22 protein-coding genes and 2 tRNA genes are annotated in these 25,572 nt (G+C 61.5%); 16 read left to right on the top strand and 8 right to left on the bottom strand.

Annotated features, from left to right (window positions below; all coding sequences use genetic code 11):
* The first annotated feature begins 24 nt into the window (after window positions 1–24).
* Window positions 25–384 carry a hypothetical protein gene (locus APH34_RS05780; protein ID WP_256215534.1) on the top strand — a complete coding sequence of 120 codons (360 nt, stop codon included), beginning with the start codon at window positions 25–27 and terminating at the stop codon, window positions 382–384.
* Window positions 385–424: 40 nt separating this feature from the next.
* On the opposite strand, the gene APH34_RS05775 is transcribed toward APH34_RS05780, so the two are convergent.
* From APH34_RS05775 to APH34_RS05760, 4 genes are all read right to left on the bottom strand, one after another.
* Window positions 425–1,990, bottom strand: a complete 1,566-nt coding sequence (locus APH34_RS05775) for an iron ABC transporter permease (RefSeq protein ID WP_054900223.1) — start codon at window positions 1,988–1,990, stop codon at window positions 425–427.
* Entirely contained in the window at window positions 1,990–3,003 is a 1,014-nt protein-coding gene (locus APH34_RS05770; protein WP_054900222.1) for an extracellular solute-binding protein, read from the bottom strand. Before APH34_RS05770 ends, APH34_RS05775 begins: the two co-directional genes overlap by 1 nt.
* A 184-nt stretch (window positions 3,004–3,187) precedes the next feature.
* Window positions 3,188–3,274: transfer RNA gene (locus tag APH34_RS05765), tRNA-Leu, on the bottom strand.
* A gap of 87 nt (window positions 3,275–3,361) precedes the next feature.
* Window positions 3,362–3,448, bottom strand: a tRNA-Leu gene (locus APH34_RS05760).
* A gap of 271 nt (window positions 3,449–3,719) precedes the next feature.
* Here APH34_RS05760 and rnr point away from each other — a divergent pair.
* From rnr to APH34_RS05720, 8 genes are all read left to right on the top strand, one after another.
* Window positions 3,720–6,299: a ribonuclease R gene (rnr, locus tag APH34_RS05755; RefSeq protein ID WP_054900221.1), complete on the top strand. Its 2,580-nt coding sequence runs from the start codon at window positions 3,720–3,722 to the stop codon at window positions 6,297–6,299.
* Window positions 6,296–7,042 carry a 23S rRNA (guanosine(2251)-2'-O)-methyltransferase RlmB gene (rlmB, locus tag APH34_RS05750; RefSeq protein WP_054900220.1) on the top strand — a complete coding sequence of 249 codons (747 nt, stop codon included), beginning with the start codon at window positions 6,296–6,298 and terminating at the stop codon, window positions 7,040–7,042. Before rnr ends, rlmB begins: the two co-directional genes overlap by 4 nt.
* 246 nt (window positions 7,043–7,288) lie before the next feature.
* A complete protein-coding gene (gene rpsF, locus APH34_RS05745) occupies window positions 7,289–7,714 on the top strand; it encodes a 30S ribosomal protein S6 (RefSeq protein ID WP_003249557.1) in 426 nt (141 codons plus the stop codon).
* Window positions 7,715–7,742: 28 nt separating this feature from the next.
* Complete coding sequence (rpsR, locus tag APH34_RS05740; protein WP_003249563.1) at window positions 7,743–7,973, top strand: 30S ribosomal protein S18; 231 nt, start codon at window positions 7,743–7,745, stop codon at window positions 7,971–7,973.
* A 33-nt stretch (window positions 7,974–8,006) separates the two neighbouring features.
* Window positions 8,007–8,870, top strand: a complete 864-nt coding sequence (locus APH34_RS05735) for a hypothetical protein (RefSeq protein WP_054900219.1) — start codon at window positions 8,007–8,009, stop codon at window positions 8,868–8,870.
* A gap of 20 nt (window positions 8,871–8,890) precedes the next feature.
* Window positions 8,891–9,337 (top strand): 50S ribosomal protein L9, encoded by a 447-nt coding sequence (rplI, locus tag APH34_RS05730; RefSeq protein ID WP_008101037.1) that lies wholly within the window; start codon window positions 8,891–8,893, stop codon window positions 9,335–9,337.
* A 112-nt stretch (window positions 9,338–9,449) separates the two neighbouring features.
* The gene (gene dnaB / locus APH34_RS05725) at window positions 9,450–10,847 is read left to right on the top strand and encodes a replicative DNA helicase (protein ID WP_054900381.1); all 1,398 of its coding nucleotides are present in this window, start codon (window positions 9,450–9,452) and stop codon (window positions 10,845–10,847) included.
* A 725-nt stretch (window positions 10,848–11,572) separates the two neighbouring features.
* Window positions 11,573–13,876, top strand: coding sequence for a YgiQ family radical SAM protein (locus APH34_RS05720; protein WP_054900218.1), 2,304 nt, complete (start codon window positions 11,573–11,575; stop codon window positions 13,874–13,876).
* 36 nt (window positions 13,877–13,912) lie between these two features.
* Here the strand turns inward: APH34_RS05720 and APH34_RS05715 are convergent, their stop codons facing one another.
* Window positions 13,913–14,500, bottom strand: coding sequence for a TIGR00730 family Rossman fold protein (locus APH34_RS05715; protein ID WP_054900217.1), 588 nt, complete (start codon window positions 14,498–14,500; stop codon window positions 13,913–13,915).
* A 348-nt stretch (window positions 14,501–14,848) separates the two neighbouring features.
* Here APH34_RS05715 and azu point away from each other — a divergent pair, with 348 nt between their 5' ends.
* Window positions 14,849–15,298: an azurin gene (gene azu / locus APH34_RS05710; RefSeq protein ID WP_054900216.1), complete on the top strand. Its 450-nt coding sequence runs from the start codon at window positions 14,849–14,851 to the stop codon at window positions 15,296–15,298.
* Between the two features lie 122 nt (window positions 15,299–15,420).
* Here azu and nadE read toward each other — a convergent pair whose 3' ends face one another.
* Window positions 15,421–16,248: an ammonia-dependent NAD(+) synthetase gene (gene nadE, locus APH34_RS05705; RefSeq protein WP_054900215.1), complete on the bottom strand. Its 828-nt coding sequence runs from the start codon at window positions 16,246–16,248 to the stop codon at window positions 15,421–15,423.
* A 3-nt stretch (window positions 16,249–16,251) separates the two neighbouring features.
* Window positions 16,252–17,457, bottom strand: coding sequence for a nicotinate phosphoribosyltransferase (gene pncB / locus APH34_RS05700; RefSeq protein ID WP_054900214.1), 1,206 nt, complete (start codon window positions 17,455–17,457; stop codon window positions 16,252–16,254).
* Window positions 17,458–17,925: 468 nt separating this feature from the next.
* On the opposite strand from pncB, the gene APH34_RS05695 reads away from it, so the two are divergent.
* The 6 genes from APH34_RS05695 to APH34_RS05670 all read left to right on the top strand — a co-directional run bounded on the left by APH34_RS05695 (window position 17,926) and on the right by APH34_RS05670 (window position 24,396).
* Window positions 17,926–19,062, top strand: a complete 1,137-nt coding sequence (locus APH34_RS05695; RefSeq protein ID WP_054900213.1) for a branched-chain amino acid ABC transporter substrate-binding protein — start codon at window positions 17,926–17,928, stop codon at window positions 19,060–19,062.
* Window positions 19,063–19,217: 155 nt separating this feature from the next.
* Window positions 19,218–20,132, top strand: coding sequence for a branched-chain amino acid ABC transporter permease (locus APH34_RS05690; RefSeq protein ID WP_054900212.1), 915 nt, complete (start codon window positions 19,218–19,220; stop codon window positions 20,130–20,132).
* A 2-nt stretch (window positions 20,133–20,134) separates the two neighbouring features.
* Window positions 20,135–21,436 (top strand): high-affinity branched-chain amino acid ABC transporter permease LivM, encoded by a 1,302-nt coding sequence (gene livM, locus APH34_RS05685; protein ID WP_054900211.1) that lies wholly within the window; start codon window positions 20,135–20,137, stop codon window positions 21,434–21,436.
* The gene (locus APH34_RS05680) at window positions 21,433–22,308 is read left to right on the top strand and encodes an ATP-binding cassette domain-containing protein (RefSeq protein ID WP_054900210.1); all 876 of its coding nucleotides are present in this window, start codon (window positions 21,433–21,435) and stop codon (window positions 22,306–22,308) included. The genes livM and APH34_RS05680 overlap by 4 nt, the downstream gene beginning before the upstream one ends.
* On the top strand, window positions 22,305–23,021 hold the full coding sequence (locus APH34_RS05675) for an ABC transporter ATP-binding protein (RefSeq protein ID WP_054900209.1): 717 nt from the start codon (window positions 22,305–22,307) through the stop codon (window positions 23,019–23,021). The genes APH34_RS05680 and APH34_RS05675 overlap by 4 nt, the downstream gene beginning before the upstream one ends.
* Before the next feature lie 607 nt (window positions 23,022–23,628).
* The gene (locus tag APH34_RS05670) at window positions 23,629–24,396 is read left to right on the top strand and encodes an SDR family oxidoreductase (RefSeq protein ID WP_054900208.1); all 768 of its coding nucleotides are present in this window, start codon (window positions 23,629–23,631) and stop codon (window positions 24,394–24,396) included.
* Between the two features lie 36 nt (window positions 24,397–24,432).
* Here APH34_RS05670 and APH34_RS05665 read toward each other — a convergent pair whose 3' ends face one another.
* Window positions 24,433–25,530 carry an AGE family epimerase/isomerase gene (locus APH34_RS05665; RefSeq protein ID WP_054900207.1) on the bottom strand — a complete coding sequence of 366 codons (1,098 nt, stop codon included), beginning with the start codon at window positions 25,528–25,530 and terminating at the stop codon, window positions 24,433–24,435.
* Between the last annotated feature and the right edge of the window lie 42 nt (window positions 25,531–25,572).

Below are 25,572 nucleotides of genomic sequence, written 5' to 3'. Positions count from 1 at the left end.
TACGTCAAGGTGACCAACTTGCAAGTGGCGGTGCTTGGTGTGTCTTTGTTTGCTGCACCTTTTTTTATGTTTGCGGCGTGGATACTCGTTGCGTGCCGTTACCTTGATCGTATTGAGTCGGTTTTTTCAAAGGGTCGGATGGTGGTCGGTAATAGAGAAGTATATGTTCATGCCGGCCTGGTAGAAAAAGTTATGCGGGTTGGGTCTATTTCCGCCATGTTGGCTATGAAGGGGCTAAGCGTTCATAAGGGTATGCTGGATGGTGAAGACATCCGTAAGGCGCCTGACGACCTGAAGAAATTGTTAGTGCGTTTATGGGTTGCGCATGTCTTGCTGTTTGTAATGCTCACAATATTCTGCATTTGGATTGTATTCTGGCGTTAGCCAGTGTTCCTCTAGGCCGCTTAGCGGCCTAGAGGGGCTCTCAGGCTTTATTCAAATACATCCGCGTGGTCAGCAAATACACCGGCAACCCCGACACCACGATCAACAACGCCGCATAGGGCGCCGCCGCTGCAAACTCGACGTTGGCCGTATGCGCCCAGACTTCGGTTGCCAGGGTGGTCATACCCGTCGGGCTGAGCAGCAGGGTTGCGGTCAGCTCCTTCATGGCATCAAGGAACACCAGCGCAAACGCCGCCGCCAGCGCCGGGAAGATGATCGGCAAGGTTACCCGGCAGAACGCCGCAAAGCTGCTGGCTCCCAAGGTACGGGCCGCTTCTTCGAGGGTTGGCGATGCCTTGTTCAGTGCAGTGCGTACCGGCGCTTGTGCCAGTGGCAGGAACAGCAGCGCATATGCCAGCAGCAAAAGTGCGGTGGTCTGGTACAGCGCCGGCACGTAGTGCAGCGAGAACACCACCAGGGTCAGCGCGATCACCAGGCCGGGCAGGGCGTGCAGCAGGTACGGCAGGCGCTCGGCCCAGATCGCCAGGCGGCCTTTGTAGCGCACCACCAGGAAGCTGACCGGCAACGCCAGCAGCACGCAGAAGCCTGCGCCCCCCAGCGACACCGACAGCGAAGTCAGTAGTGCCTTACTGATCGCCGCCACCGGGAAGGCGGCTGACGAACCCACGCTCAGCCAATAACCCAGCATGGCCAGAGGAATGCCGCTGCCGAGAATCGCCAGGCCCAGGCAGAACAGTTGCGCCAACGGCATCCAGCCACGCAGGCGCACGGGCTGCCCACGGCGTGCCACGCCCTGGCCGATACGTACATGGCGGGCTTTGCCGCGCACGCGCATTTCCAGCCAGAGCATGGTCAGGCACATCGCCAACAGCACCGCCGACAGCATGGCGGCGTTGGCGTTGCTAAATTCCAGTTCGAACTGCTGGTAGATTGCCGTGGTGAAGGTCTGCAGGCCAAGGATCGACAGAGCGCCGAACTCCACCAGCATGTGCAGGGCGATCAGCAATGCGCCACCCAGCATCGACGGCCACAGCAGCGGCAGGGTGACCTTGGTGAATACGCCCCATCGGCTGCAGCCCAGCGTACGTGCCGACTCTTCAAGCGAAGTGTCGAGGTTACGCAGGGTGGCAGCTACCGGCAGGAATATCAGCGGGTACTTAGACAGCGCCATGACCAAGATCGCGCCGCCCAGTCCTTCGAAATCCGAGCTCAGCGACACCCAGGTGAAGCTGCTGACGAACGACGGCACGGCAAAGGGCAGGCACAGCACCACGCCCCACAGCCGGCGGCCCGGCAGGTTGCTGCGTTCCAGCAACCAGGCCAGGGCCAGGCCAACGACCATGCATGCCAGCGTCACGCCGACCATCAGCATCAGGGTATTGCGCATCAAGCCCCAGACGAACGGGCGCCAAAGCAGGTGCAGGGCTTCGCGCCAGCCGGCCTCCCAGGCTTTCATGGCGACGTACAGCAGCGGCAGCAGGCTCATCGCCACCAGAAACAGCACAGGCAGCACCACCCAAATGGAGGGGCGCTTGCGGCGCGGTACGAAGCGTACCGGCACCGGCTCGGACAGGGCAGCAGTCATCAGAGCAGGCCGACCTCGCGTTCAAGCTCCAGCGCTTCCTCGGCATTGCCCAGGTCGGCCGGCGAAATCTTCGGCGGGCGCAGCTCTTCGAATGGCTTAAGGCCACGGTCAGAGACCATACCCTTGTGCAGCGGGTACTCGGCGGTGGTCTGGGTAATCACGCGCTGGCCTTCTTCACTGGCCATCCAGTTGAGCAGGGCTTGGGCTTGCTTCGGATGTTTGCTGGCCTTGACCGCCGCGGCGCCGGAGATCGTCACCAGGCCACCGGCATCGCCATCGGCCAGGTAATACAGTTTGGAATCCAGTTTGCCGCGCTCGCGCTCCAGGGCGTACCAGTAGTAGTTGTTCACCAGTACGGCGGCGACTTCGCCTTTCTCCACGGCCTTTAGTGCGACCATGTTGTTGGTGTAGGTCTTGCCGAAGGCTTTGAGGCCGGTGAGCCACTCTTCGGCAGCGTCACGCCCGTGCATCTTGAGGATGGCCACGGCTTGTTCCTGGAAGGCGCCACTGGTAGGCACGAAGCCGACCTTGCCATCCCACTCGGGGTCAGCGAAGTCCATGACCGATTGCGGCAGGTCTTTCTCGTCGATCTTCTTCGGGTTGAACACCACGACGCGGGTGCGGGCGGTGACGCCCATCCATGTGCCGTTGGCCGCGACGTATTCCTTGGGCAGCATGTTCAGCGTGGCGTCATCGATCTTTGCCAGCAGGCCCAGCTCACCCAGGTTGTTCAGCGGTGGGGACTCTTCGGTATAGATGATGTCGGCCGGCGAGCGGTCGCCTTCCTCGATGATCTGGCTGGCCAGCTGGTTGCTGCTGCCCTTGCGGATATTGATGTGGATGCCGGTCTTGGCCTCGTAGGCCTTGGCGATGGCTTCGCCGATTTCCTTGTGCTGACCGTTGTACATGGTCAGGGTGACCGGGTCGTCTGCCATGGCGGCCGGAGCGCCGATCACCAGGCTCAGAACAGCGGCGGCCAGGGTGCGCATCAGCGGTTGCGGACGGATCGTCATGCGGGTACTTCCTCGCTTACGGCTACATATTTGGAAACAATGGTAAACGAAATCGTTTCTCAAGTGGCCGGGTGAGGAGAAATTCATGGGCAGACCATTGTCGAGGCGTCTGGCCATGGCGGGGAGGGCACCGCAAAAATTGCAGGCAAGAAAAAACCCACTAGCAAGCTAGTGGGTTTTTGTATGGTGCCCAGGAGAAGACTCGAACTTCCACGACCGTTAAGTCACTGATACCTGAAACCAGCGCGTCTACCAATTCCGCCACCTGGGCAAAGCTTTACATCATCTGGTGAAGGCGACTATCGTTCGCTTCACACAGTAGTAACAGATCCTTGGTCATCTATTACTTGAAAATACTTGGTGCCCAGGAGAAGACTCGAACTTCCACGGCCGTTAAGCCACTGATACCTGAAACCAGCGCGTCTACCAATTCCGCCACCTGGGCACACATTCGAGACTACAAGATGCTTTACAGCGCCCTTCATCTCTACTACAACTTCGGGGTTGTCCGTCGTTGTGGTGCGCACTATACGGACGCTCCCGAGGGCTGTAAAGCCCCCAACCCAAAAAAAATTCAAAAAATTCAACTTGTTGATTCCACACGCCTATTGCTGCTTGCCGGACATGCTGCTGGGGCTGTCCAAGCCTGACATTTCCGGTTTCAATAGGCCTATGCCAGAATTCATATCTATATACCCCAAGGTGAACCCCTTCTGATGGCCGATTGGCAATCCCTCGATCCCGAGGCCGCTCGCGAAGCGGAAAAATACGAAAACCCTATCCCCAGCCGTGAGCTGATCCTGCAGCGCCTCGCCGACCGTGGCGAACCGGCCGCACGCGAGGAGCTGGCGGCCGAGTTCGGTCTTTATGAAGAAGACCAGATCGAAGCCCTGCGCCGTCGCCTGCGGGCCATGGAGCGTGACGGCCAGCTTATCTATACCCGGCGCGGCACCTATGCCCCGGTAGACAAGCTGGACCTGATCTGCGGCCGTGTCTCTGGCCACCGCGATGGTTTTGGCTTCCTTATCCCTGACGACGGCAGTGACGACCTGTTCCTCAGCCCCTCGCAGATGCGCCTGGTGTTTGATGGCGACCGCGCCTTGGCCCGTGTTTCCGGGGTCGACCGCCGTGGCCGCCGTGAAGGTGTGCTGGTCGAAGTCATCTCACGTGCCCACGAAAGCGTGGTCGGCCGCTACTTCGAAGAAGGTGGCATCGGCTATGTGACGCCGGACAACCCGAAGATCCAGCAGGAAGTGCTGGTGACCGCTGGTCGTAACGGCGGGGCCAAGATCGGTCAGTTCGTCGAGATCAAGATCACCCACTGGCCAACCCCGCGCTTCCAGCCCCAGGGCGATGTGGTCGAAGTGATCGGCAATTACATGGCGCCTGGCATGGAGATCGACGTTGCCCTGCGCAGCTATGACATCCCCCACGTCTGGCCCAAGGACGTGATCAAGGAAGCGCGCAAGTTCCGCTCTGAAGTCGAGGAGAAGGACAAGGAAAAGCGTATTGACCTGCGCCATCTGCCGTTCGTCACCATCGACGGCGAGGACGCCCGCGACTTCGACGACGCCGTCTATTGCGAGCTGCTGGGCAAGCTGCGCCTGTTCTCCGGTGGCTGGCGCCTGTATGTGGCCATTGCCGACGTGTCCAGCTATGTGCGCCTGGGCTCGGCCCTGGATGTCGAGGCTCAGCAGCGCGGCAACTCGGTGTACTTCCCCGAGCGTGTGGTGCCGATGCTCCCTGAGGAGCTGTCCAACGGCCTGTGCTCGCTGAACCCGCATGTCGATCGCCTGGCCATGGTCTGCGAAATGACCATCAACAAGGCCGGCCAGATGGTCGACTACCAGTTCTACGAAGGGGTGATCCATTCCCATGCTCGCCTGACCTACAACAAGGTCAGCAGCATGCTCGAGCATGCCCGCACCCGTGAAGGCAAGGCGCTGCGCGAGGAGTACAACGAGGTCCTGCCGGACCTGAAAAACTTGTACAACCTCTACAAGGTGCTGGTGGATGCCCGTCATGCCCGTGGCGCCATCGACTTCGAAACGCAGGAAACCCGCATCATCTTTGGCGACGACCGCAAGATCGCGGAAATCCGCCCGACCGTGCGCAACGATGCCCACAAACTGATCGAGGAATGCATGCTGGCGGCCAACGTCGCCACCGCCGAATTCCTGCACAAGCACGGTGTGCCAGCCCTGTACCGCGTGCACGACGGCCCGCCGCCGGAGCGCCTGGAAAAACTGCGCGCCTTCCTCGGTGAGCTGGGCTTGACCCTGCACAAGGGCAAGGACCCGTCGCCGAAGGACTACCAGGCCCTGTTGGCAAGCATTGCCGAGCGCCCGGACTTCCACCTGATCCAGACGGTGATGCTGCGCTCCCTGAGCCAGGCGGTGTACAGCACCGACAACAACGGCCACTTCGGCCTGAACTACGAGGCCTACACCCACTTCACCTCGCCGATCCGTCGTTACCCCGACCTGCTGGTGCACCGCGCCATTCGCAGCATCATCCGGTCCAAGGTCGATACCCCGCACGTCAAGCGTGCCGGCGCCATGAGCATCCCCAAGGCGCGCATCTATCCGTACGACGTGAACACCCTCGACCAGCTCGGCGAACAGTGCTCGATGACCGAGCGCCGTGCCGACGAGGCCACCCGCGACGTGGTCAACTGGCTCAAGTGCGAGTACATGAAGGACCGCGTGGGCGAGACCTTCCCGGGTGTGATCACTGCGGTGACCGGTTTTGGCCTGTTCGTCGAACTGACCGATATTTATGTGGAAGGCCTGGTGCACGTCAGTGCGCTGCCCGGTGACTACTACCACTTCGACCCCGTGCACCACCGCCTGTCGGGTGAGCGTACCGGGCGCAGCTTCCGCCTGGGCGATACCATCGAGGTCAAGGTCATGCGGGTCGACCTCGACGAACGCAAGATCGACTTCGAGGTGTCCGAGCAGCAGCTTGCCGCCCCGGTCGGCCGCAAGGGGCGTGGTGCGGCGCCGGCCACCGAGAAAGGTGAGCAGCCGCCTGTGGTCGAGGCCAAGGCCACGCCCAAGCCACGCAGCCGCAAGAGCGAAACCGCCGAGGCGTACTTCCCCAAAGACGCCGTGCAGCGTAACGCTGAAGTGCGAAAAAGCCGCGAGATGAAAAAGGCGCTGATGAGCGAGGCGCGCACTGGCGGGCATTCCAGCAGCAAGTCGGACAAAGGCGGCAAGGCGTCCGGCAAACCGACCAAGCACCGTAAAGGCCCGCCGAAATCCGGCGCGCCACGTAAAAGCAAGAGCAAGTCATGAGTCAGTTGGAAAAGATCTACGGCGTGCACGCCGTGCAGGCGCTGTTGCAGCACCATCCTAAGCGGGTCAAGCAGATCTGGCTGTCGGAAGGGCGCAGCGAGCCGCGCATCCAGGCGTTGCTGGCACTGGCGGCAGAAAACCGCATAGCGGTAGGCCAGGCCGAGCGCCGTGAGCTGGATGCCTGGGTCGAAGGTGTGCACCAGGGCGTGGTTGCCGAGGTCAGCCCCAGCCAGGTATGGGGCGAGCTGATGCTCGAGGAACTGCTCGAGCGCACCGAAACCCCGCCGCTGATCCTGGTGCTGGACGGTGTTACCGACCCGCACAACCTGGGTGCCTGCCTGCGCACCGCCGATGCCGCGGGTGCCACGGCGGTGGTGGTGCCCAAGGACAAGTCGGCCACCCTGACGCCGGTCGTGCGCAAGGTGGCCTGTGGTGCGGCGGAAGTGATTCCGCTGGTGGCCGTGACCAACCTTGCTCGCACCCTGGAAAAACTCCAGCAGCGCGGCCTGTGGGTGGTCGGCACCGCCGGCGAGGCCGAGCAGGAAATCTACCAGCAGGACCTGACCGGGCCACTGGTGATGATCATGGGTGCAGAAGGCAAGGGCATGCGCCGGCTGACCCGCGAGCACTGTGATTTCCTGGTCAAGTTGCCGATGTCCGGTAGTGTCAGCAGCCTGAACGTGTCGGTGGCGACAGGGGTTTGCCTGTTCGAGGCAGTGCGCCAGCGTCAGGCCAAGCGCTGACCTTTCGCGTGTAGCGGGCCTGTCGCCGGCTTGCCGCCGACGGGGCCCGCCCAGGTATTAAAGTGTTTCCGGCTGTTCAAATAATCGCCAATCACCTTGCTTGTCAGGCACGCCTTCTCTACAATTGCGCCCCTTGCCGAGCTGGCAGGCGCTGATGTGCCTCCCCTCCATGGCAAGACATACAGTGTCATTCACTCCTTGTCTGACCAGATTCGCTGGCAGACTACTAACCCGTAAGGAGCATTCATGCGTCATTACGAAATCATCTTCCTGGTTCACCCGGACCAGAGCGAGCAAGTCGGCGGCATGGTTGAGCGTTACACCAAGCTGATCGAAGAAGATGGTGGCAAAATCCACCGCCTGGAAGACTGGGGCCGTCGTCAACTGGCCTACGCAATCAACAATGTTCACAAGGCTCACTACGTGATGCTGAACGTTGAGTGCACCGGCAAGGCCCTGGCCGAGCTGGAAGACAACTTCCGCTACAACGATGCCGTGATCCGTAACCTCGTCATCCGTCGCGACGAAGCCGTAACCGGTCAGTCCGAGATGCTGAAGGCCGAAGAGAACCGCAGCGAGCGCCGTGAGCGTCGTGAGCGTCCTGAGCATGCTGACTCCGCCGAAGGCGATGACAGCAATGACAGCGACTCCAGCGATAACGCTGACGAGTAATCCACGGACCTTTTGAGGAGCCTATTTCATGGCACGTTTCTTCCGTCGTCGTAAATTCTGCCGCTTCACTGCTGAAGACGTGAAAGAGATCGACTTCAAAGATCTCAACACCCTGAAAGCTTACGTATCCGAAACCGGCAAGATCGTTCCAAGCCGTATCACCGGTACCAAAGCTCGTTATCAGCGTCAGCTGGCTACCGCTATCAAGCGCGCCCGCTTCCTGGCCCTGCTGCCCTACACCGACAGCCACGGCCGCTGAGACCGGGTCGTCGACAAGTAGTAAGGGATAAGCATGCGAGCGTTGGCTGATTTCATCATGCGCGGTCGTGTGCAGGCCACCCTGGTGGTGGTCGTGAGTGCAGTGTTACCGCTGCTGTTCTGGTTGAGTGCCGCTGCCGGGAGCCTCGTGCTTCTGCGGCGCGGGTTCAAGGACGCTTCAATGGTTATCGCCATCGGCCTTTTGCCGGCGGTGGTGATCTGGAGCTTTGGCGATCCGAGCACCTTGCTGGTGCTGTTGGGAACGCTGGGGCTGGCCGCCTTGCTGCGTGCCGGGCATTCCTGGAGCCGGGTGTTGTTGTCCAGTGTTGTGTTGGGGTTGGTCTACAGCCTCATCCTGGACGCGGTGCTGCGCGACACCTTCGAGGTGCTGGCAAAGGCGCTTTCCGAAGCGCTGCCGCAGGTCGAAGGCAAGCCGGTAATTCCCGGTGAGCTGATCGGCCCTGTGCTGGTTGCTTCCACAGCGGTAATGCTGCAGTTGTTCAGCGTGCTGGCGTTGATGCTGGCGCGTTATTGGCAGGCTGCGTTGTACAACCCTGGAGGCTTCGGTCGCGAGTTTCGTGAACTGAAGTTGCCGCGGGCGGTCATGCTGGTCCTGGTTGCCGCGATGGTGTTGGGCCCGTTCATCGGTCCGCAGTTCATCGTCCTGGCGTCAGCGTCCAGCCTGGTGCTCGTCCTGGCCGGCATCGCCTTGATGCATGGGCTGGTGGCCCAGGGCCGACTGGCCGGGTTCTGGCTGGTGGGCATGTACGTGACGTTGCCGCTGATCATGCAGCTGATTTATCCGTTACTCGTGGTTTTGGCCATTGTCGACAGCCTGATTGATTTTCGCGGTCGCAAGTCCCCTGAGGGGAATGACTCCGCGAACGGTGAAGGTTAAAAGTTAAGAGGTTTTACCAAATGGAACTGATCCTGCTGGAAAAAGTCGCCAACCTGGGCAACCTGGGCGACAAAGTAAAGGTTAAGGCTGGTTACGGCCGTAACTTCCTGCTGCCATTCGGCAAGGCCACCGTTGCCAACGCCGCCAACCTGGCTGCGTTCGAAGAGCGTCGCGCCGAGCTGGAAAAAGCAGCTGCTGACCGTAAAGCTTCGGCTGAAAGCCGTGCTGCCCAACTGGCCGAGCTGGAAGTGACCATCACTGCCACCGCTGGCGACGAAGGCAAGCTGTTCGGTTCGATCGGCACCCACGACATCGCTGACGCCCTGACCGCCTCCGGCGTTGAAGTGGCCAAGGCTGAAGTTCGTCTGCCGAACGGCACCATCCGTCAAGTTGGCGAATACGACGTAGCCGTGCACCTGCACAGCGACGTTGAAGCCACCGTACGTGTGGTCGTCGTAGCTGCCTAAGCTGCGCTGACTGGCTAGCCCCTGGCGGGCTTGCCGGTTAACATCGGGCACGTCCTGTTCTTTACAGGCCGTGCCCTTTGTCTTTTTCATCCTCCAGAATTCTTTCGTGGCCATGAACGAGATCACCAATCCCGAACAGCTAGACCTGCAGACTGCTGCCCTCAAGGTGCCGCCGCACTCCATCGAGGCCGAACAGGCCGTGCTGGGTGGCCTGATGCTGGACAACAACGCCTGGGAGCGAGTGCTGGACCAGGTTTCGGACGGTGATTTCTATCGGCATGACCACCGCCTGATCTTCCGTGCCGTGCACAAGCTGGCCGATGCCAACCAGCCGTTCGACGTCGTCACCCTGCACGAGCAACTGGACAAGGAAGGCCTGTCGAGCCAGGTCGGCGGCCTGGCCTACCTGGCCGAGCTGGCCAAGAACACCCCGTCGGTGGCCAACATCAAGGCCTACGCTGCGATCATTCGTGAGCGTGCGACCCTGCGCCAGCTGATCAGCATCAGTACCGACATCGCCGACAACGCCTTCAACCCGCAAGGGCGCAACGCCGAAGAGATCCTCGACGATGCCGAACGGCAGATCTTCCAGATCGCCGAGGCACGGCCGAAAACCGGTGGCCCGGTGGGTGTCAACGAACTGTTGACCATGGCCATCGATCGCATCGACACGCTGTTCAACTCCGATAGCGACATCACCGGTGTTTCCACCGGCTTCACCGACCTGGACGAGAAAACCAGTGGCTTGCAGGCCGCTGACCTGGTCATCGTCGCTGGCCGTCCGTCGATGGGCAAGACCACATTCGCCATGAACCTGGTGGAAAACGCCGTGCTGCGGACCGACAAGGCGGTGCTGGTGTTCTCCCTCGAGATGCCAGGCGAATCGCTGATCATGCGTATGCTCTCGTCCTTGGGCCGTATCGACCAGACCAAGGTGCGTTCCGGCCAATTGGACGACGACGACTGGCCGCGCCTGACCTCGGCGGTCAACCTGCTCAACGACCGCAAGCTATTCATCGACGATACCGCCGGTATCAGCCCTTCGGAGATGCGCGCACGTACCCGTCGCCTGGCCCGTGAGCACGGCGAAATCGCCATGATCATGGTCGACTACCTGCAGTTGATGCAGATTCCTGGTTCGGCCGGTGATAACCGGACCAACGAGATTTCCGAGATTTCCCGCTCCCTCAAGGCCCTGGCCAAGGAATTCAACTGCCCGGTCATCGCCTTGTCGCAGCTGAACCGCTCGCTGGAACAGCGCCCCAACAAACGCCCGGTGAACTCCGACTTGCGTGAATCGGGTGCAATCGAGCAGGACGCCGACGTGATCATGTTCGTGTACCGGGACGAGGTGTACCACCCGGAGACCGAGCACAAGGGTGTGGCGGAAATCATCATCGGTAAACAGCGTAACGGCCCCATCGGCTTCGTACGCCTGGCGTTTATCGGTAAGTACACTCGCTTCGAGAACCTCGCGCCGGGGATGTACAACTTCGACGATGACGAGTAACGGCCGTTCTCATTACGCTGCGCATAACTTGCTGCGTTAGCAGGGACCCTGTGGGGAGCGGCTTCAGCCGCGGAATCCACCGCGGTGGCTGGCATCGGCTACGCCGGTGTTCGCGGCCGGCGCAGTACTTGTGGGAGCGGGCTTGCCCCGCGAAAGGGCCGGCCCAAGTTTCAGAGAACTTTCAGGGGATTGAACAATGACAAGAGAAGACACCCGACTCACTGTCGCAAAGAAGGCGCTGATGGATGATGCTGAGTTGGGGATGAAGCAGTGAGGGCTTGGCTTCAGGTTGCATGAAGGCTGCCAGGTGTTCGCCGCAGCGGTTTCAGCGCCTGTGAGACCGAGCGCCGCCCGCGCGGCGCTTCGCGGGGCAAGCCCGCTCCTACCGTCTGTTTCGGGCCAGTCACTTCTGTGGGGGCATCGCTGACCGCCTCGTTTGTTCCCTTCGATATCGGCTGCGCCGCTGCTGTTTCTCAATCTCCAGCCATGCACCCGGGGGTGCGCGGCCCGAAACAGACAGTGGGAGCGGCCTTGTGCCGCGAAGCGCCGCGCGGGCGGCGCTCGATCTCACAGGCGCTGAAACTGTTGTGGCGAACACCTGGCAACCCCACCACACCCCTCAAGCCAACAACCCACCAATCCCCACGAAGACAGTCGGATTTGGTCAAAATTTGTGCTATATTCCGCGCCCGCGATTTCCCTGCACACCAGAACCGGTCACTGACATGCAAGCAGCCAAACCACTCTACGACTATCCCAAGTACTGGGCCGAATGCTTCGGGCCAGCACCGTTCCTGCCGATGAGCAGGGAGGAGATGGATCTGCTCGGCTGGGATTCCTGCGACATCATCATCGTGACCGGTGATGCCTACGTCGACCACCCGTCGTTCGGCATGGCCATCATCGGCCGCCTGCTGGAAGCCCAGGGCTTTCGCGTGGGCATCATTGCCCAGCCGAACTGGCAGTCGAAAGACGACTTCATGAAGCTTGGCGAGCCGAACCTGTTCTTCGGCGTCGCGGCCGGCAACATGGACTCGATGATCAACCGCTACACCGCGGACAAGAAGATCCGCTCCGACGATGCCTACACCCCTGGTGGCCTGGCCGGCAGCCGTCCGGACCGCGCCAGCCTGGTGTACAGTCAGCGCTGCAAGGAAGCCTACAAGCATGTGCCGATCGTACTCGGCGGCATCGAGGCGTCGCTGCGCCGCATCGCCCACTACGACTATTGGCAGGACAAGGTTCGTCACTCGATCCTGATCGACGCCAGCGCCGACATCCTGCTGTTCGGCAACGCCGAGCGTGCAGTGGTCGAGGTGGCCCAGCGCCTGTCCAACGGCGAGAAGATCGAGACCATCACCGACGTGCGCGGCACCGCCTTCATACGCCGTGACACCCCGCAAGGCTGGTACGAGATCGACTCCACGCGCATCGACCGCCCAGGCCGCGTCGACAAGATCATCAACCCATACGTGAACACCCAGGACACCCAGGCCTGCGCCATCGAGCAAGCCAAGGGCGACCAGGAAGACCCGAACGAAGCCAAGGTCGTGCAGATTCTCGACAGCCCGAGCGTGACCCGGGAAAAGTCGGTGATCCGCCTGCCTTCGTTCGAGAAGGTGCGTAACGACCCCGTACTCTATGCCCACGCCAACCGCGTGCTGCACCTGGAGACCAACCCGGGCAACGCCCGCGCGCTGGTGCAGAAGCATGGCGAAGTGGATGTGTGGTTCAACCCGCCACCCATCCCCATGAGCACCGAGGAAATGGACTATGTGTTCGGCATGCCTTACGCCCGTGTGCCGCACCCGGCCTATGGCAAGGAGCGCATCCCGGCCTACGAAATGATCCGCTTCTCGGTGAACATCATGCGCGGCTGCTTCGGCGGCTGCACATTCTGCTCGATCACCGAGCACGAAGGCCGGATCATCCAGAACCGCTCGCATGAGTCGATCCTCAACGAGATCGAGGAGATGCGCGACAAGGTACCGGGCTTCACCGGCGTGGTTTCCGACCTTGGCGGCCCGACCGCCAACATGTACCGGATCGCCTGCAAAAGCCACGACATCGAGAAGCACTGCCGCAAGCCGTCTTGCGTGTTCCCCGGCATCTGCGAGAACCTCAACACCGACCACAGTTCGTTGATCGAGCTGTACCGCAAGGCCCGTGCCTTGCCGGGCGTGAAGAAGATCCTGATTGCCTCGGGCCTGCGCTACGACCTGGCTGTGGAGTCGCCGGAGTACGTCAAGGAACTGGTCACCCACCATGTTGGCGGCTACCTCAAGATTGCCCCGGAGCACACCGAGCGTGGCCCGTTGGACAAGATGATGAAGCCAGGCATCGGTACCTATGACCGCTTCAAGCGCATGTTCGAGAAGTTCTCCAAGGAAGCGGGCAAGGAGCAGTACCTGATCCCGTACTTCATCGCTGCCCACCCGGGCACCACCGATGAAGACATGATGAACCTGGCCCTGTGGCTCAAGGGCAACGGCTTCCGCGCCGACCAGGTGCAGGCGTTCTACCCGTCGCCGATGGCCTCGGCCACGGCCATGTACCACTCGGGCAAGAACCCGTTGCGCAAGGTCACCTACAAGAGTGAAGGGGTGGAGATCGTCAAGAGCGATGAGCAGCGCCGCTTGCACAAGGCCTTCCTGCGCTATCACGATCCGAAGGGCTGGCCGATGCTGCGAGAGGCGCTGCAGCGCATGGGCCGTGCCGACCTGATCGGCCCGGGCAAGCACCAGCTGATCCCGCTGCACCAGCCGCAGACTGACACGTACCAGAGCGCTCGCCGCAAGAACTCGACCCCGGCCGGCAGCCATAAGGTGGGCAAGGACCAGAAGATTCTTACCCAGCATACGGGCCTGCCACCGCGTGGCAGTGATGGCAGCAACCCGTGGGACAAGCGGGAGAAGGCCAAGGCTGAAGCGTTCGCCCGCAACCAGCAGGCGGCCAAGGAGCGCAAGGAAGCGGCCAAGGGTGGTGGCGGCAAGGGTAAGAAGCCGCGTCAGCCTGTCATTCCGCGCTGAACCGGGGACCGCGAAGCGGTCCCGGCATGTCAGCCTTCAATCAGGTTGCTTGTCGACCCACTTGGGCAGCACCGGCGCCTCGAACCGCTCCATCCCGTCCAGTAGCGCATCGGCCTGCTGCTCAAGTAGCAGCATCGCCCGATGCTGCGGCCGCACGAAGCCTTCTTCGACAATATGGTCAAGGAAACCACCCAGCTTCTCGTAGAAGCCATTCACATCCAGTAAGCCCAACGGCTTGGCGTGATACCCCAGTTGGCCCCAGGTCCACACTTCAAACAACTCCTCCAGCGTGCCCAGGCCCCCTGGCAGGGCGATGAAGGCGTCGCTCAGCTCGGCCATGCGTGCCTTGCGCGCGTGCATGCCGTCCACCACTTCCAGGCGGGTCAGGCCACGGTGGCCGATTTCAGCGTTCATCAGGCTCTGGGGAATGATCCCGATCACTTCGCCGCCAGCCGCCATGGCTGCGTCGGCGACCGTGCCCATCAGGCCGACGGCACCGCCGCCATACACCAGGGTCAACCCGCGACGGGCGATGGTCTGGCCCAGCGCGACGGCGGCTTCACGATAAGCCGGGTTGGCACCGATGCTGGCGCCGCAGAATACACAAACGGAACGTACAGGCATTGCTCATCTCCAGTCACATGCGTGCACAGGGTACGGCCGATGCCTGCCCGTTCCAAGGCTGCTTTCACTCTGGGCGGGAGAATTCGCACATAGCGCCGCTGGCGCCGTGAGCGTAGGCAGCAAGCAGACTGTTCATGAAACTTGAGAGGGACATTGCAATTGCTCCTAAATGAGAGGTTGTCCCATCGTCTATTAAAAGGGCATGATGTGCTCTTAGATTGGTTGTATACAATCCATTGAACAATTCTACTGGCTGGCCACTTGACACCCTCTTGACGCATATCAGCAAGGGGAGCGTTGGCTTCAGGCAGTCTCGCAATTGATAAAACCCTGCCAAGGAGATTCATGATGTTTGCGAAAGCTGTAGCGGTATCCCTGCTGACCCTCGCCAGCGCCTCTGTCTTCGCAGCCGAGTGCTCGGTAACTGTCGAATCGACGGACCAGATGTCCTATACCACCAAGGAGTTCACCGTCGACAAGAGCTGCAAGGAATTCACCGTCAAACTCACCCACTCCGGCAACCTGCCGAAGAACGTCATGGGCCACAACCTGGTGATCAGCAAGACTGCCGACATGCAGGCCATTGCCAGTGAAGGCATGACCCAGGGCATCGACAAGGGCTACTTGAAGGAAGACAACGCCAACATCATCGCCCACACTGCGATGATCGGCGCGCCAGAGAAAGAAACCGAAGTGAAGTTCGACACTTCCAAGCTGGAAGCCGGTGGCGATTACAGCTTCTTCTGCACCTTCCCGGGCCACATCTCGATGATGAAGGGCAAGGTCGTCGTAAAGTGATGACTGTTTGAAACCAGGGGAGGGCTTCGCCCTCCTTTCGCGGGCAAGCCCGCTGCCACAGGCACCCCACTAAACGCGCTTTAAGTAGGGGTACTGTGGGGGCGGGCTTGCCCGCGAAGCTTTTATGGGGCGAATGGTAATTCGCGCTTGTGCTGGGTCTTGCGGTAGGTAGCCACGATGATGTCGAACGCTGCCTGATCCACCGGCTGCCCCTGCAGGAAGGCGTCGATCTGCTGGTAGGTCACGCCATGCGAGGCCTCGTCCGGCTTGCCCGGTTCCAGGTCTTCGAGGTCCGCAGTCGGCACTTTCTCCACCAGCGCCTGCGGTGCGCCAAAGCTGCGCGCAATCGCCCGCACCTGGTGCTTCACCAAGCCACTCAGCGGCGCCAGGTCGCAGGCACCATCACCAAACTTAGTAAAGAAGCCCATCACTGCCTCGGCGGCGTGGTCAGTACCGATCACCAGGCCGGCACGGGCGCCAGCGATGGTGTACTGGGCGACCATCCGGGTACGTGCCTTGACGTTGCCAACCACGAAGTCCACCAACGTCGGCGAGCCGTTCTTCAACGCCTCCACTTCCGCCGCCAATGCCCGGACTGCCGGGGCGATATCCACAGTGTGTACTTCGTCGGGCTTGATCACTTCCAGGCACGCCTGGGCGTCGTGCTCGTCATGCTGCACCTGGTACGGCAGGCGCACGGCGATAAAACGGTAGGCCGGGTCGCTTGTTTCGGCGCGCAGCTCGTTGATGGCGCGTTGGGCGAGCAAGGCGGCGGTCAGCGAATCGACACCACCGCTGATGCCTAGCACCAGCGTCTTGAGCCGGGCGTTGGCCAGGCAGTCCTTGATGAACGCCACACGCCGGGCGACTTCGGCCTCAAGCGCTGCAGCGTCCGCGAACGGCGGCTGTACCTTCAGCGCCTGGGCAATCTCTTGCTGAACCGCTTGCATGGGTTACTCCTTGCTGGGGACTTTGAATACGTGACGCATGTAGGCGACGAAATTGTCGTCGCGGCACTGGGTCTTGGCGGCTTCGTCAGAGATTTTTGCCACTGGCGAGCCGTTGCAGTCGGTCATTTTAAGCACGATGTTCATCGGCGCCACACCCGGAATGTCGCAGGTCAGGTTAGTGCCGATACCGAAACTCACGTTGATGCGGCCGCGCAGCGCACGGAAGATCTCCAGTGAGCGGGTAAGGTTCAGGCCGTCGGAAAACACCAGGGTCTTGGTCATGGGGTCGATACCCAGCTTCTGGTAATGGGCGATGGCCTTCTCCGCCCAGGCCACCGGTTCGCCCGAGTCATGGCGCAGGCCGTCGAACAGCTTGGCGAAGTACAGGTCGAAATCGCTCAGGAAAGCGTCCATGGTGATGCAGTCGGTCAGGGCGATACCGAGCAGGCCGCGGTACTCGCGTACCCAGCAGTCGAGGGCGGCGATCTGGCTGTCGATCAACCGCGGGCCGAGCTGCTGGTGGGCCATGATCCATTCGTGGGCCATGGTGCCCAGTGGCCTGATATCCAGTTTCCATGCCAGGTCGACGTTGCTGGTACCCACGAAACGGGCCGGAAAGTCGTCGCGCAGTACGCGCACGACTTCTTCCTGCACCCGGCCGGAAAAGCGCCGGCGGGTGCCGAAGTCGGCCACCTGCAACTCGGCCAGCTCGTCGTCGCTGGCATGGGCGCGCAACCAGTCGAATTTGCGGTACAGCTGGTCGCGGGCTTCGGCCAGGCGCATGTGGGGGTGCAGGTGGCGGTTGCGCACTTCGCTGATGATCGCCAGCAGCGGGACTTCGAAGAGGATCACATGCAACCAGGGGCCACGCAGGCGCAGGGCCAACTGATCGTTTTCGATGCCCAGGCGCACATAACGCAAGTTGAAGCGGAACAGGCGCAAAAAGCGCAGAAAGTCTGGCTTGAGGAAGCTGATGCGTTCGAGGAAGGCCAGCTGGCCATCATCCAGGGTAAGGTCGCTGAGCCGCTCGAGCTGGTTGCGAATCTCGCCCAGGTAGGGGCGCAGGTCTTCGCCATTGCGGCAACGGAACTCCCATTCCACGTCGGCGTCCGGGTAGTTGTGCAGTACCCCCTGCATCATGGTGAGCTTGTAAAAGTCGGTGTCGAGCAGGTTGTGCACGATGTGCTCGGCGAAAGCGCTCTCGCTCATCAGGGGCTCCAAAGCGGCGAATGGCGGACATTGTGCCAGCCTTTTCATCGTTGTTGTGTCAGTACCGGCCTCATCCCCGGCAAGCCAGCTGGCCGGCGACAGGGGCATAACGGGCAAAACAGGTGTTTTTTCGTGCACCAGCTAGCCTTGAAACAGTGCCGCCTGTAGCAGTCGCGCACCAGCGGTGTGCAATTCGGTGACGGTGTGCGGTTACAGGCTGGTTGCACGTAAACACTTGCCAGGGTTGCAATGATGGCACCGAACGGTTGCTCCTTGTCTGTACGAGTGGTGGCGCCTGCCGCATGGCAGACGGTTGCACGCTCAATAAAGAAAAGGCCGCCGGTCGCCTGCCTGCCGCCCGCCCAGTGTGTTTTCCCGGAAGACAAAACCAATGGCACGGCCCTTGCTCAGAGCACAGGGCTGAGAAGTTGTAGTGCCAACCAAAAAAAACTCTAGGAGCACCACCTCATGTCGCAGACGTTTTACAAGAAAGGTTTCCTGGCACTGGCCGTGGCTACGGCACTGGGTGTTTCTTCGTATGTTCAGGCCGACGTCAAGATCGGCGTCGCGGGCCCCATGACGGGTGCCAACGCAGCGTTTGGCGAGCAGTACATGAAGGGTGCCAAGGCGGCTGCCGACAAGATCAACGCGGCCGGGGGTATCAACGGTGAAAAGATCGTGCTGGTCGCCGGTGACGATGCCTGCGAACCGAAGCAGGCCGTGGCCGTGGCAAACCGCCTGGCCGATCAGGACAAGGTGATCGGGGTGGTGGGCCACTTCTGCTCATCCAACACCATCCCGGCGTCCGAGGTGTACGACGAAGCGGGCATCATCGCCATCACCCCAGGCTCCACCAACCCTCAAGTGACCGAGCGCGGGCTCGGCGCCATGTTCCGCATGTGCGGCCGTGATGACCAGCAGGGCATCGTTGCCGGTGACTACATCGTCGACGTGCTCAAGGGCAAGAAGGTGGCGGTACTGCACGACAAGGACACCTACGGCCAGGGCCTGGCCGATGCGACCAAGGCGCAGCTCGAGAAACGCGGCGTCAAGCCGGTACTTTACGAAGGCCTGACCCGCGGTGAGAAAGACTTCAGCGCCGTGGTCACCAAAATCCGCTCCACCGGCGCCGACGTGGTCTATTTCGGCGGCCTGCACCCGGAAGCCGGCCCACTGGTTCGCCAGCTGCGCGAGCAGGGCCTGAAGGACGTCAAGTTCATGTCCGATGATGGCATCGTCACCGACGAGCTGGTCGCTACCGCCGGCGGCGCGCAGTACGTCGACGGCGTGTACATGACCTTCGGCGCCGACCCACGGCTGCTGCCAGACAGCAAGGCGGTAGTGGAAGAGTTCCGCAAGGCCGGCACCGAGCCGGAAGGCTACACCCTGTACGCCTATGCCTCGCTGCAAGCCCTGGCTGCGGCCTTCAATGGCGCCAAATCGAACAAGGGCGAGGACGCTGCCAAGTGGCTCAAGGCCAACCCGGTGCAGACTGTCATGGGCGAGAAGAAGTGGGACAGCAAGGGTGACCTGACCGTCTCCGACTACGTGGTCTACCAGTGGGATGCCCAAGGCAAGTACCACCAGCTGGAAAAACAAAAATAACAACGGCTAACGGCCCGGGCGCGCAAAGCCCCGGGCCGCAGCCCCGCGGTACCTGTCTTTATCCGTAGATCTGCACAGTTCTGCGCTGCGAGGGCCGCTGCACCCAGCCCGCCGTGGTCGGCGCTCGTGCAATCTCAATCAGGTGAGATTGCGTTATGGATGGTATTTTCCTGCAGCAACTGGTCAACGGCCTGACCCTAGGGTCGGTCTATGGCCTGATCGCCATCGGCTACACAATGGTCTATGGCATTATCGGCATGATCAACTTCGCGCACGGCGAGGTGTACATGATCTCCGCTTACCTGGCGGCGATCAGCCTGGCATTGCTGGCTTATTTCGGTATCGAGTCGTTCCCCCTGCTGATGTTGGGCACCTTGTTGTTCACCGTCGTCGTGACAGGCGTCTATGGCTTCACCATCGAACGCATCGCTTACAAACCGCTACGCAACTCCACCCGCCTGGCACCACTGATCAGTGCCATCGGCATCTCGCTGATCCTGCAGAACTACGCGCAGATCAGCCAGGGCGCCCGTCAGCAAGGGGTTCCCACCCTGCTTGAAGGGGCCTGGCGTGTCGAAGTGGGCACCGGCTTCGTGCAACTGACCTACACCAAGATCTTCATCCTGGTGGCCGCCTTCGTGGGCATGGGGCTGCTGACCTACGTCATCAAGTACACCAAGCTCGGCCGCATGTGCCGTGCCACCCAGCAAGACCGCAAGATGGCTTCGATCCTGGGGATCAACACCGACCGGGTGATTTCCTACGTGTTCGTCATCGGTGCGGTGATGGCTGCGCTGGCGGGCGTGCTGATCACCATGAACTACGGCACCTTCGACTTCTATGCAGGCTTCATCATCGGCATCAAGGCGTTCACCGCTGCAGTGCTCGGCGGCATCGGCTCGCTACCCGGCGCCATGCTTGGTGGGATCATTCTCGGTATTTCCGAATCGCTGTTCTCCGGCCTGATCAACTCCGACTACAAGGACGTGTTCAGTTTCTCGCTGCTGGTGATGATCCTTATCTTCCGCCCACAAGGCCTGCTGGGTCGCCCGCTCGTGGCTAAGGTGTGAACATGTCCACTGCCAAAACTGCCCCTGTTTCCGAAACCAAGGGTTTCGATCTCAAACGCAGCCTGCTGGAGACCCTTGTCGCCGGCCTGCTGGCGCTCATTGTCTTTGGCCCGGTCGTCGGCGTGGTGCTTGACGGCTACAGCTTCAATGCAGAACCCCGCCGTGTGGCGTGGCTGGTGGGTGGGGTGATGGTCGGGCGCTTCCTGCTCAGCCTCTACCTGCAGACTGCCACGGGGCAGCGCATGCTCCAGGGCTTCGACAGCGGAGGCTCGGGGGTGCACGTAAACGCCCCCGACTACAAGTCGCGGCTGCGCTACATCATCCCGGCGCTGGTGGTGATCGCCATCATCTTCCCGATCTTCGCCAACAAGTACCTGTTGACGGTGGTGATCCTCGGTCTGATCTACGTCTTGCTGGGCCTGGGCCTTAACATCGTGGTCGGCCTGGCGGGCCTGCTCGACCTGGGTTACGTGGCGTTCTACGCCATCGGCGCCTACGGCTTGGCGCTGGGCTACCAGTACCTGGGCCTGGGTTTCTGGAGCGTGCTGCCCTTGGCGGCCATCGCTGCGGCGTTGGCGGGGTGTATTCTCGGATTCCCAGTGTTGCGCATGCACGGTGACTACCTGGCGATCGTGACCCTGGGCTTTGGTGAAATCATCCGCCTGGTGCTGAACAACTGGCTGTCGTTCACTGGCGGCCCGAACGGCATGCCGGCGCCGTCCCCCACCTTCTTCGGCCTGGAGTTCGGCCGCAGGGCCAAGGACGGAGGGGTGCCGATTCACGAGTTCCTCGGCATCGACTACAACGCCAACCTGAAGTTCGTCTTCATCTACGCTGTGCTGTTCCTGGTCGTGCTGGCGGTGCTGTACATCAAGCACCGGTTGACCCGCATGCCGGTCGGCCGCGCCTGGGAAGCGCTGCGTGAAGACGAGATCGCCTGCCGCTCGATGGGCCTGAACCACGTGCTGGTAAAGCTCTCGGCCTTTACCCTGGGTGCCTCCACTGCAGGCCTGGCAGGGGTCTTCTTCGCCACCTACCAGGGCTTCGTCAACCCGTCCTCGTTTACCTTCTTCGAGTCGGCGCTGATCCTCGCCATTGTCGTGCTCGGCGGCATGGGGTCGACCGTTGGCGTGGTGATTGCGGCCTTCGTGCTCACCGTGGCACCGGAGCTGCTGCGCAGCTTCTCCGAATACCGGGTGCTGCTGTTCGGCGTGCTGATGGTGCTGATGATGATCTGGCGACCGCGAGGGCTGATCCGCATCAGCCGCACGGGTGTGGTTCCGCGTAAAGGAGTGGCGCCATGAGCGACGAAATCATTCTTTCGGTCGACAACCTGATGATGCAGTTCGGTGGCATCAAAGCGCTCAGCGATGTCAGCCTCAAGGTCAAGCGCAACCAGATCTTCGCCCTGATCGGCCCCAACGGCGCCGGCAAGACCACCGTGTTCAACTGCCTGACCGGGTTCTACAAGGCCAGTGGCGGGCGTATCGAGCTGAACGTGCGGGGCAGCCACACCAACGTCATCCAGCTGCTGGGTGAACGCTTCCAGGCGGCGGACTTCGTCTCGCCGGCGCGCTTTGCCAACCGCCTGTACTACAAGATGTTCGGCGGCACCCACCTGGTCAACCGCGCAGGCCTGGCGCGCACGTTCCAGAACATTCGCCTGTTCAAGGAAATGTCCGTGGTGGAAAACCTGCTGGTGGCCCAGCACATGTGGGTGAACCGCAACCTGCTGGCCGGCGTGCTCAATACCAAGGCTTACCGCAAGGCCGAGAGCGATGCCCTGGACCACGCCTTCTATTGGCTGGAGGTGGTCGACCTGGTCGATTGCGCCAACCGCCTGGCCGGCGAGTTGTCGTATGGCCAGCAGCGCCGGCTGGAGATCGCCCGGGCCATGTGCACGCGACCAAAGATCATCTGCCTGGACGAACCGGCCGCCGGCCTCAACCCGCAGGAGACCGAGGCGCTGAGCCGCATGATCCGTGTGCTGCGCGACGAGCACGACATCACCGTGGTGCTGATCGAACACGACATGGGCATGGTCATGAGCATTTCCGACCATATTGTCGTGCTTGACCACGGCAACGTGATTGCCGAAGGCGCGCCGCAGGATATCCGCCACAACCCGACGGTGATTGCCGCCTACCTGGGTGCCGACGAAGAGGAACTGGTATGAGTGCACCCATTCTCGAGCTCAAAGACCTGGACGTGTTCTATGGGCCGATCCAGGCACTGAAGAAGGTCTCGATGCACATCAACGAAGGCGAGACGGTCAGCCTGATCGGCGCCAACGGTGCCGGCAAGTCGACCCTGCTGATGTCGATCTTCGGCCAACCCCGTGCGGCGGCCGGGCACATCGTGTACCGCGGCACCGACATCACCCGCAAGTCGTCGCACTACATCGCCTCCAATGGCATTGCCCAATCGCCGGAAGGGCGGCGGGTGTTCCCCGACATGACCGTCGAGGAGAACCTGATGATGGGCACCATCCCCATCGGTGACAAATATGCCAGCGAGGACATGCAGCGCATGTTCGAGTTGTTCCCCCGGCTCAAGGAGCGCCGTAACCAGCGCGCCATGACCATGTCTGGCGGTGAGCAGCAGATGCTGGCCATCGCCCGGGCGCTGATGAGCCGGCCGAAACTGCTGCTGCTGGACGAGCCTTCGCTGGGGCTGGCGCCGATTGTGGTCAAGCAGATCTTCGCCACCCTGCGCGAGCTGGCCAAGACCGGGATGACCATCTTTCTGGTGGAGCAAAACGCCAACCATGCGCTGAAGCTGTCGGACCGGGCCTATGTGATGGTCAACGGGCAGATTCGCATGACCGGGACGGGGCAGGAGTTGCTGGTGAATGAAGAGGTGCGCAATGCCTATCTAGGCGGGCACTGAATTGTAAGCTGGGGTCGCACAGCGGCCCCAGCCTGCGCTGAAGCGGATGTGGACAACTTGTCGCATCGCGTTCCAGAACCCTCCTATGATCCCCTCGCAAGCCCTTGTTTCCACAGGCTGTTTGTTTTCCACGGATAATGTGGAACCGCCTGTGGAAAACATGGTGGCATCTCGCTGAAACCCTTTGGCTTCAAGGCCTGCAGGGCGCTGGTCATATTTTGATCACATGCCCTTTGTGGATGATTTTTCAGGCATTTTTGTGCACAGGGTTGCTACCTGGCAGCGCAGCCAAAGGCTGTGGGTAACTCTGTGAAAAACCCTTGGACAGACCGCTGCAAGCGGCATGGTTGAAAGCGTTGCGCCATCATCGGAGCGCTGTCCGCAGCGGTAATGCGCTGAAAGGGTTCTGCGCGATAACTGACTTGCCCCCAATCCGTGGGGAAAGCCCTGTGGATAACATGCGCATAGCTGGCGCCGAGCGCTCTGGCACGGGCCTTTGCAGCAAGTGTTCAAAAAATGACCAGGTGTTTGAATGGCTTGCTGACAGCGCGCGGCAAGGGCATGCTGCAAACCCTGCCGACGACAACCCATCTACGAGGAACAGAGCATGACCTCCACCGTATTCATCACTGGCGCAACTTCCGGTTTTGGCGAGGCCACCGCACGCCGTTTCGCCGACGCGGGCTGGAAACTGGTCCTGACCGGCCGTCGCAAGGAGCGCCTGGATGCCCTGTGCGCCGAACTGTCGGCCAAGACCGAAGTGCACGGCCTGGTGCTGGATGTGCGTGACCGCAAGGCCATGGAGCACGCCATCGCCAACCTGCCGTCCGGCTTCGACAAGCTGCGTGGGCTGGTCAACAATGCCGGCCTGGCGCTGGGTGTCGATGCGGCACAGAACTGCAGCCTGGACGACTGGGAAACCATGGTCGACACCAACATCAAGGGGTTGATCTACACCACCCGCTTGCTGCTGCCACGCCTGATCGCACACGGCCGGGGCGCGTCGATTCTCAACGTGGGGTCGGTGGCGGGCAATTATCCGTACCCAGGCAGCAACGTGTATGGCGGCACCAAGGCATTCGTCGGCCAGTTCTCGCTGAGCCTGCGTTGTGACCTGCGCGGCACTGGCGTGCGTGTCAGCAACATCGAGCCGGGGCTGTGCGAGAGCGAATTCTCGCTGGTGCGTTTCGGTGGTGACCAGGCCAAGTACGACGCCACGTACGCAGGCGCCGAACCGATCCAGCCGCAGGACATCGCCGAGACCATCTTCTGGATCCTCAACCAGCCGGCGCACATCAACATCAACAGCCTGGAACTGATGCCGGTGAGCCAGGACTGGGCAGGGTTCTCGATCGACCGTTCGGCCAAGGGCTGAACCCGAGACCTCTTCGCGAGCGTACTCGCGAAGAGGTCAGCTCAGGCGCTGCAAGCCTTCCAGGCAGGTCGCCAGGTGATAGGGCGTTGTCGAGGGCATGTCGTGCCGGCTGACAGCCCCTTCGCCATCCCGGCACTCGTACCAGCCGCCGTCATGCAAAAACCGCTGTTCCATCGCTTTCAATTGCGCAAGCAGCTTCACCTCACTCCCCGAGCGCAATACCAGCGCCCGTAGATACTCCGCCTGCGCCCAGATCCGCTGGGTCGCATCGAGTACCTCGCCGTCCACATTCAGCATCGCCAGTACAGCGGCATCTTTTACCCCGTACTGTTCTGCATAGTCGAAAGCCCGGGCGATCGAGCCATGCAAGGGCGTGCCGCGCAGCAGCGGTGAAGTCGCCAGCAGATAGAACCACTCGAACTGATGCCCCGGCTCGAACCAGTTATCCACAGCGCCATGGGGTTTTTCCAGCATCAATCCGTGCTGTGGTTCGATGAAGTGCGCCTGCAGGGCGTCGCACAGCTGCAGCAACGCGTGCTGCACGCCTTCATCTTCTCGCACGGCAAGCACTTGCAGGAAGGCTTCGGCCAAGTGCATCAGCGGGTTCTGCAGCGGGCCGCTGCCCAAGTCGGACCAGTCCTCGCCGAGGCTGGCTTCGTACAGCCCGTCGTCACGCGCGAACTGCCCGGCGACGATTTCCAGGGCGGCATCGAGCGCAGATTCCACCAGGGGTTCGCGCACTTGGCCCCAATAATGAGCGCAGGCGAAGACGATGAAGGCATGGGTGTAGAGGTCCTTGCGCCGATCCAGTGGCTTACCCTGGGCATCGATGCTGTAGAACCAGCCGCCGTGCTCGGCGTCGTGGAAATGCCGCTGCAACGAACGGAACAGCGCTGCGGCCCGCTCCGCCGCGCCCGGTTGCTCGATACGGCTGCTGAACAGGTACAGCTGGCGAGCACAGGCCATTGCCCGGTAGCGCTGGGCAGGCAACGGGTGGTGCTGGGCATCCAGGGCTTCGTAGGGCAGTGCCATCTCGGCGTTCCAGCCTGGGCCTTGCCACAGCGGCACGATACGTTCGGCAATGTGCTGGGTGAAGCGGGCCAGTTCGGGCAGGGTGGGGCGGGGGTCGGACATGAATGCGCTCGTCACAATCGGGCAGTGCGCCATGGTAGCAGA

Origin of the sequence: Pseudomonas sp. NBRC 111131 (assembly GCF_001320525.1) — a bacterium.
Taxonomy (GTDB): Bacteria; Pseudomonadota; Gammaproteobacteria; order Pseudomonadales; family Pseudomonadaceae; genus Aquipseudomonas; species Aquipseudomonas ceruminis.
This window is presented reverse-complemented; position numbering and strand designations above follow the sequence as displayed.

Bases quoted from the DNA above. Each gene is read 5' to 3' on its own strand.
- APH34_RS05680 (WP_054900210.1), top strand. From the start codon at position 21,433: ATGAGCGACGAAATCATTCTTTCGGTCGACAACCTGATGATGCAGTTC.
- APH34_RS05715 (WP_054900217.1), bottom strand. From the start codon at position 14,500: ATGCCTGTACGTTCCGTTTGTGTATTCTGCGGCGCCAGCATCGGTGCC.
- dnaB (WP_054900381.1), top strand. From the start codon at position 9,450: ATGAACGAGATCACCAATCCCGAACAGCTAGACCTGCAGACTGCTGCC.
- APH34_RS05695 (WP_054900213.1), top strand. From the start codon at position 17,926: ATGTCGCAGACGTTTTACAAGAAAGGTTTCCTGGCACTGGCCGTGGCT.
- APH34_RS05690 (WP_054900212.1), top strand. From the start codon at position 19,218: ATGGATGGTATTTTCCTGCAGCAACTGGTCAACGGCCTGACCCTAGGG.
- APH34_RS05735 (WP_054900219.1), top strand. From the start codon at position 8,007: ATGCGAGCGTTGGCTGATTTCATCATGCGCGGTCGTGTGCAGGCCACC.
- nadE (WP_054900215.1), bottom strand. From the start codon at position 16,248: ATGCAAGCGGTTCAGCAAGAGATTGCCCAGGCGCTGAAGGTACAGCCG.
- azu (WP_054900216.1), top strand. From the start codon at position 14,849: ATGTTTGCGAAAGCTGTAGCGGTATCCCTGCTGACCCTCGCCAGCGCC.
- APH34_RS05720 (WP_054900218.1), top strand. From the start codon at position 11,573: ATGCAAGCAGCCAAACCACTCTACGACTATCCCAAGTACTGGGCCGAA.
- rpsR (WP_003249563.1), top strand. From the start codon at position 7,743: ATGGCACGTTTCTTCCGTCGTCGTAAATTCTGCCGCTTCACTGCTGAA.
- pncB (WP_054900214.1), bottom strand. From the start codon at position 17,457: ATGAGCGAGAGCGCTTTCGCCGAGCACATCGTGCACAACCTGCTCGAC.
- APH34_RS05775 (WP_054900223.1), bottom strand. From the start codon at position 1,990: ATGACTGCTGCCCTGTCCGAGCCGGTGCCGGTACGCTTCGTACCGCGC.
- rlmB (WP_054900220.1), top strand. From the start codon at position 6,296: ATGAGTCAGTTGGAAAAGATCTACGGCGTGCACGCCGTGCAGGCGCTG.
- APH34_RS05770 (WP_054900222.1), bottom strand. From the start codon at position 3,003: ATGACGATCCGTCCGCAACCGCTGATGCGCACCCTGGCCGCCGCTGTT.
- APH34_RS05665 (WP_054900207.1), bottom strand. From the start codon at position 25,530: ATGTCCGACCCCCGCCCCACCCTGCCCGAACTGGCCCGCTTCACCCAG.
- livM (WP_054900211.1), top strand. From the start codon at position 20,135: ATGTCCACTGCCAAAACTGCCCCTGTTTCCGAAACCAAGGGTTTCGAT.
- rplI (WP_008101037.1), top strand. From the start codon at position 8,891: ATGGAACTGATCCTGCTGGAAAAAGTCGCCAACCTGGGCAACCTGGGC.
- rnr (WP_054900221.1), top strand. From the start codon at position 3,720: ATGGCCGATTGGCAATCCCTCGATCCCGAGGCCGCTCGCGAAGCGGAA.
- rpsF (WP_003249557.1), top strand. From the start codon at position 7,289: ATGCGTCATTACGAAATCATCTTCCTGGTTCACCCGGACCAGAGCGAG.
- APH34_RS05670 (WP_054900208.1), top strand. From the start codon at position 23,629: ATGACCTCCACCGTATTCATCACTGGCGCAACTTCCGGTTTTGGCGAG.
- APH34_RS05675 (WP_054900209.1), top strand. From the start codon at position 22,305: ATGAGTGCACCCATTCTCGAGCTCAAAGACCTGGACGTGTTCTATGGG.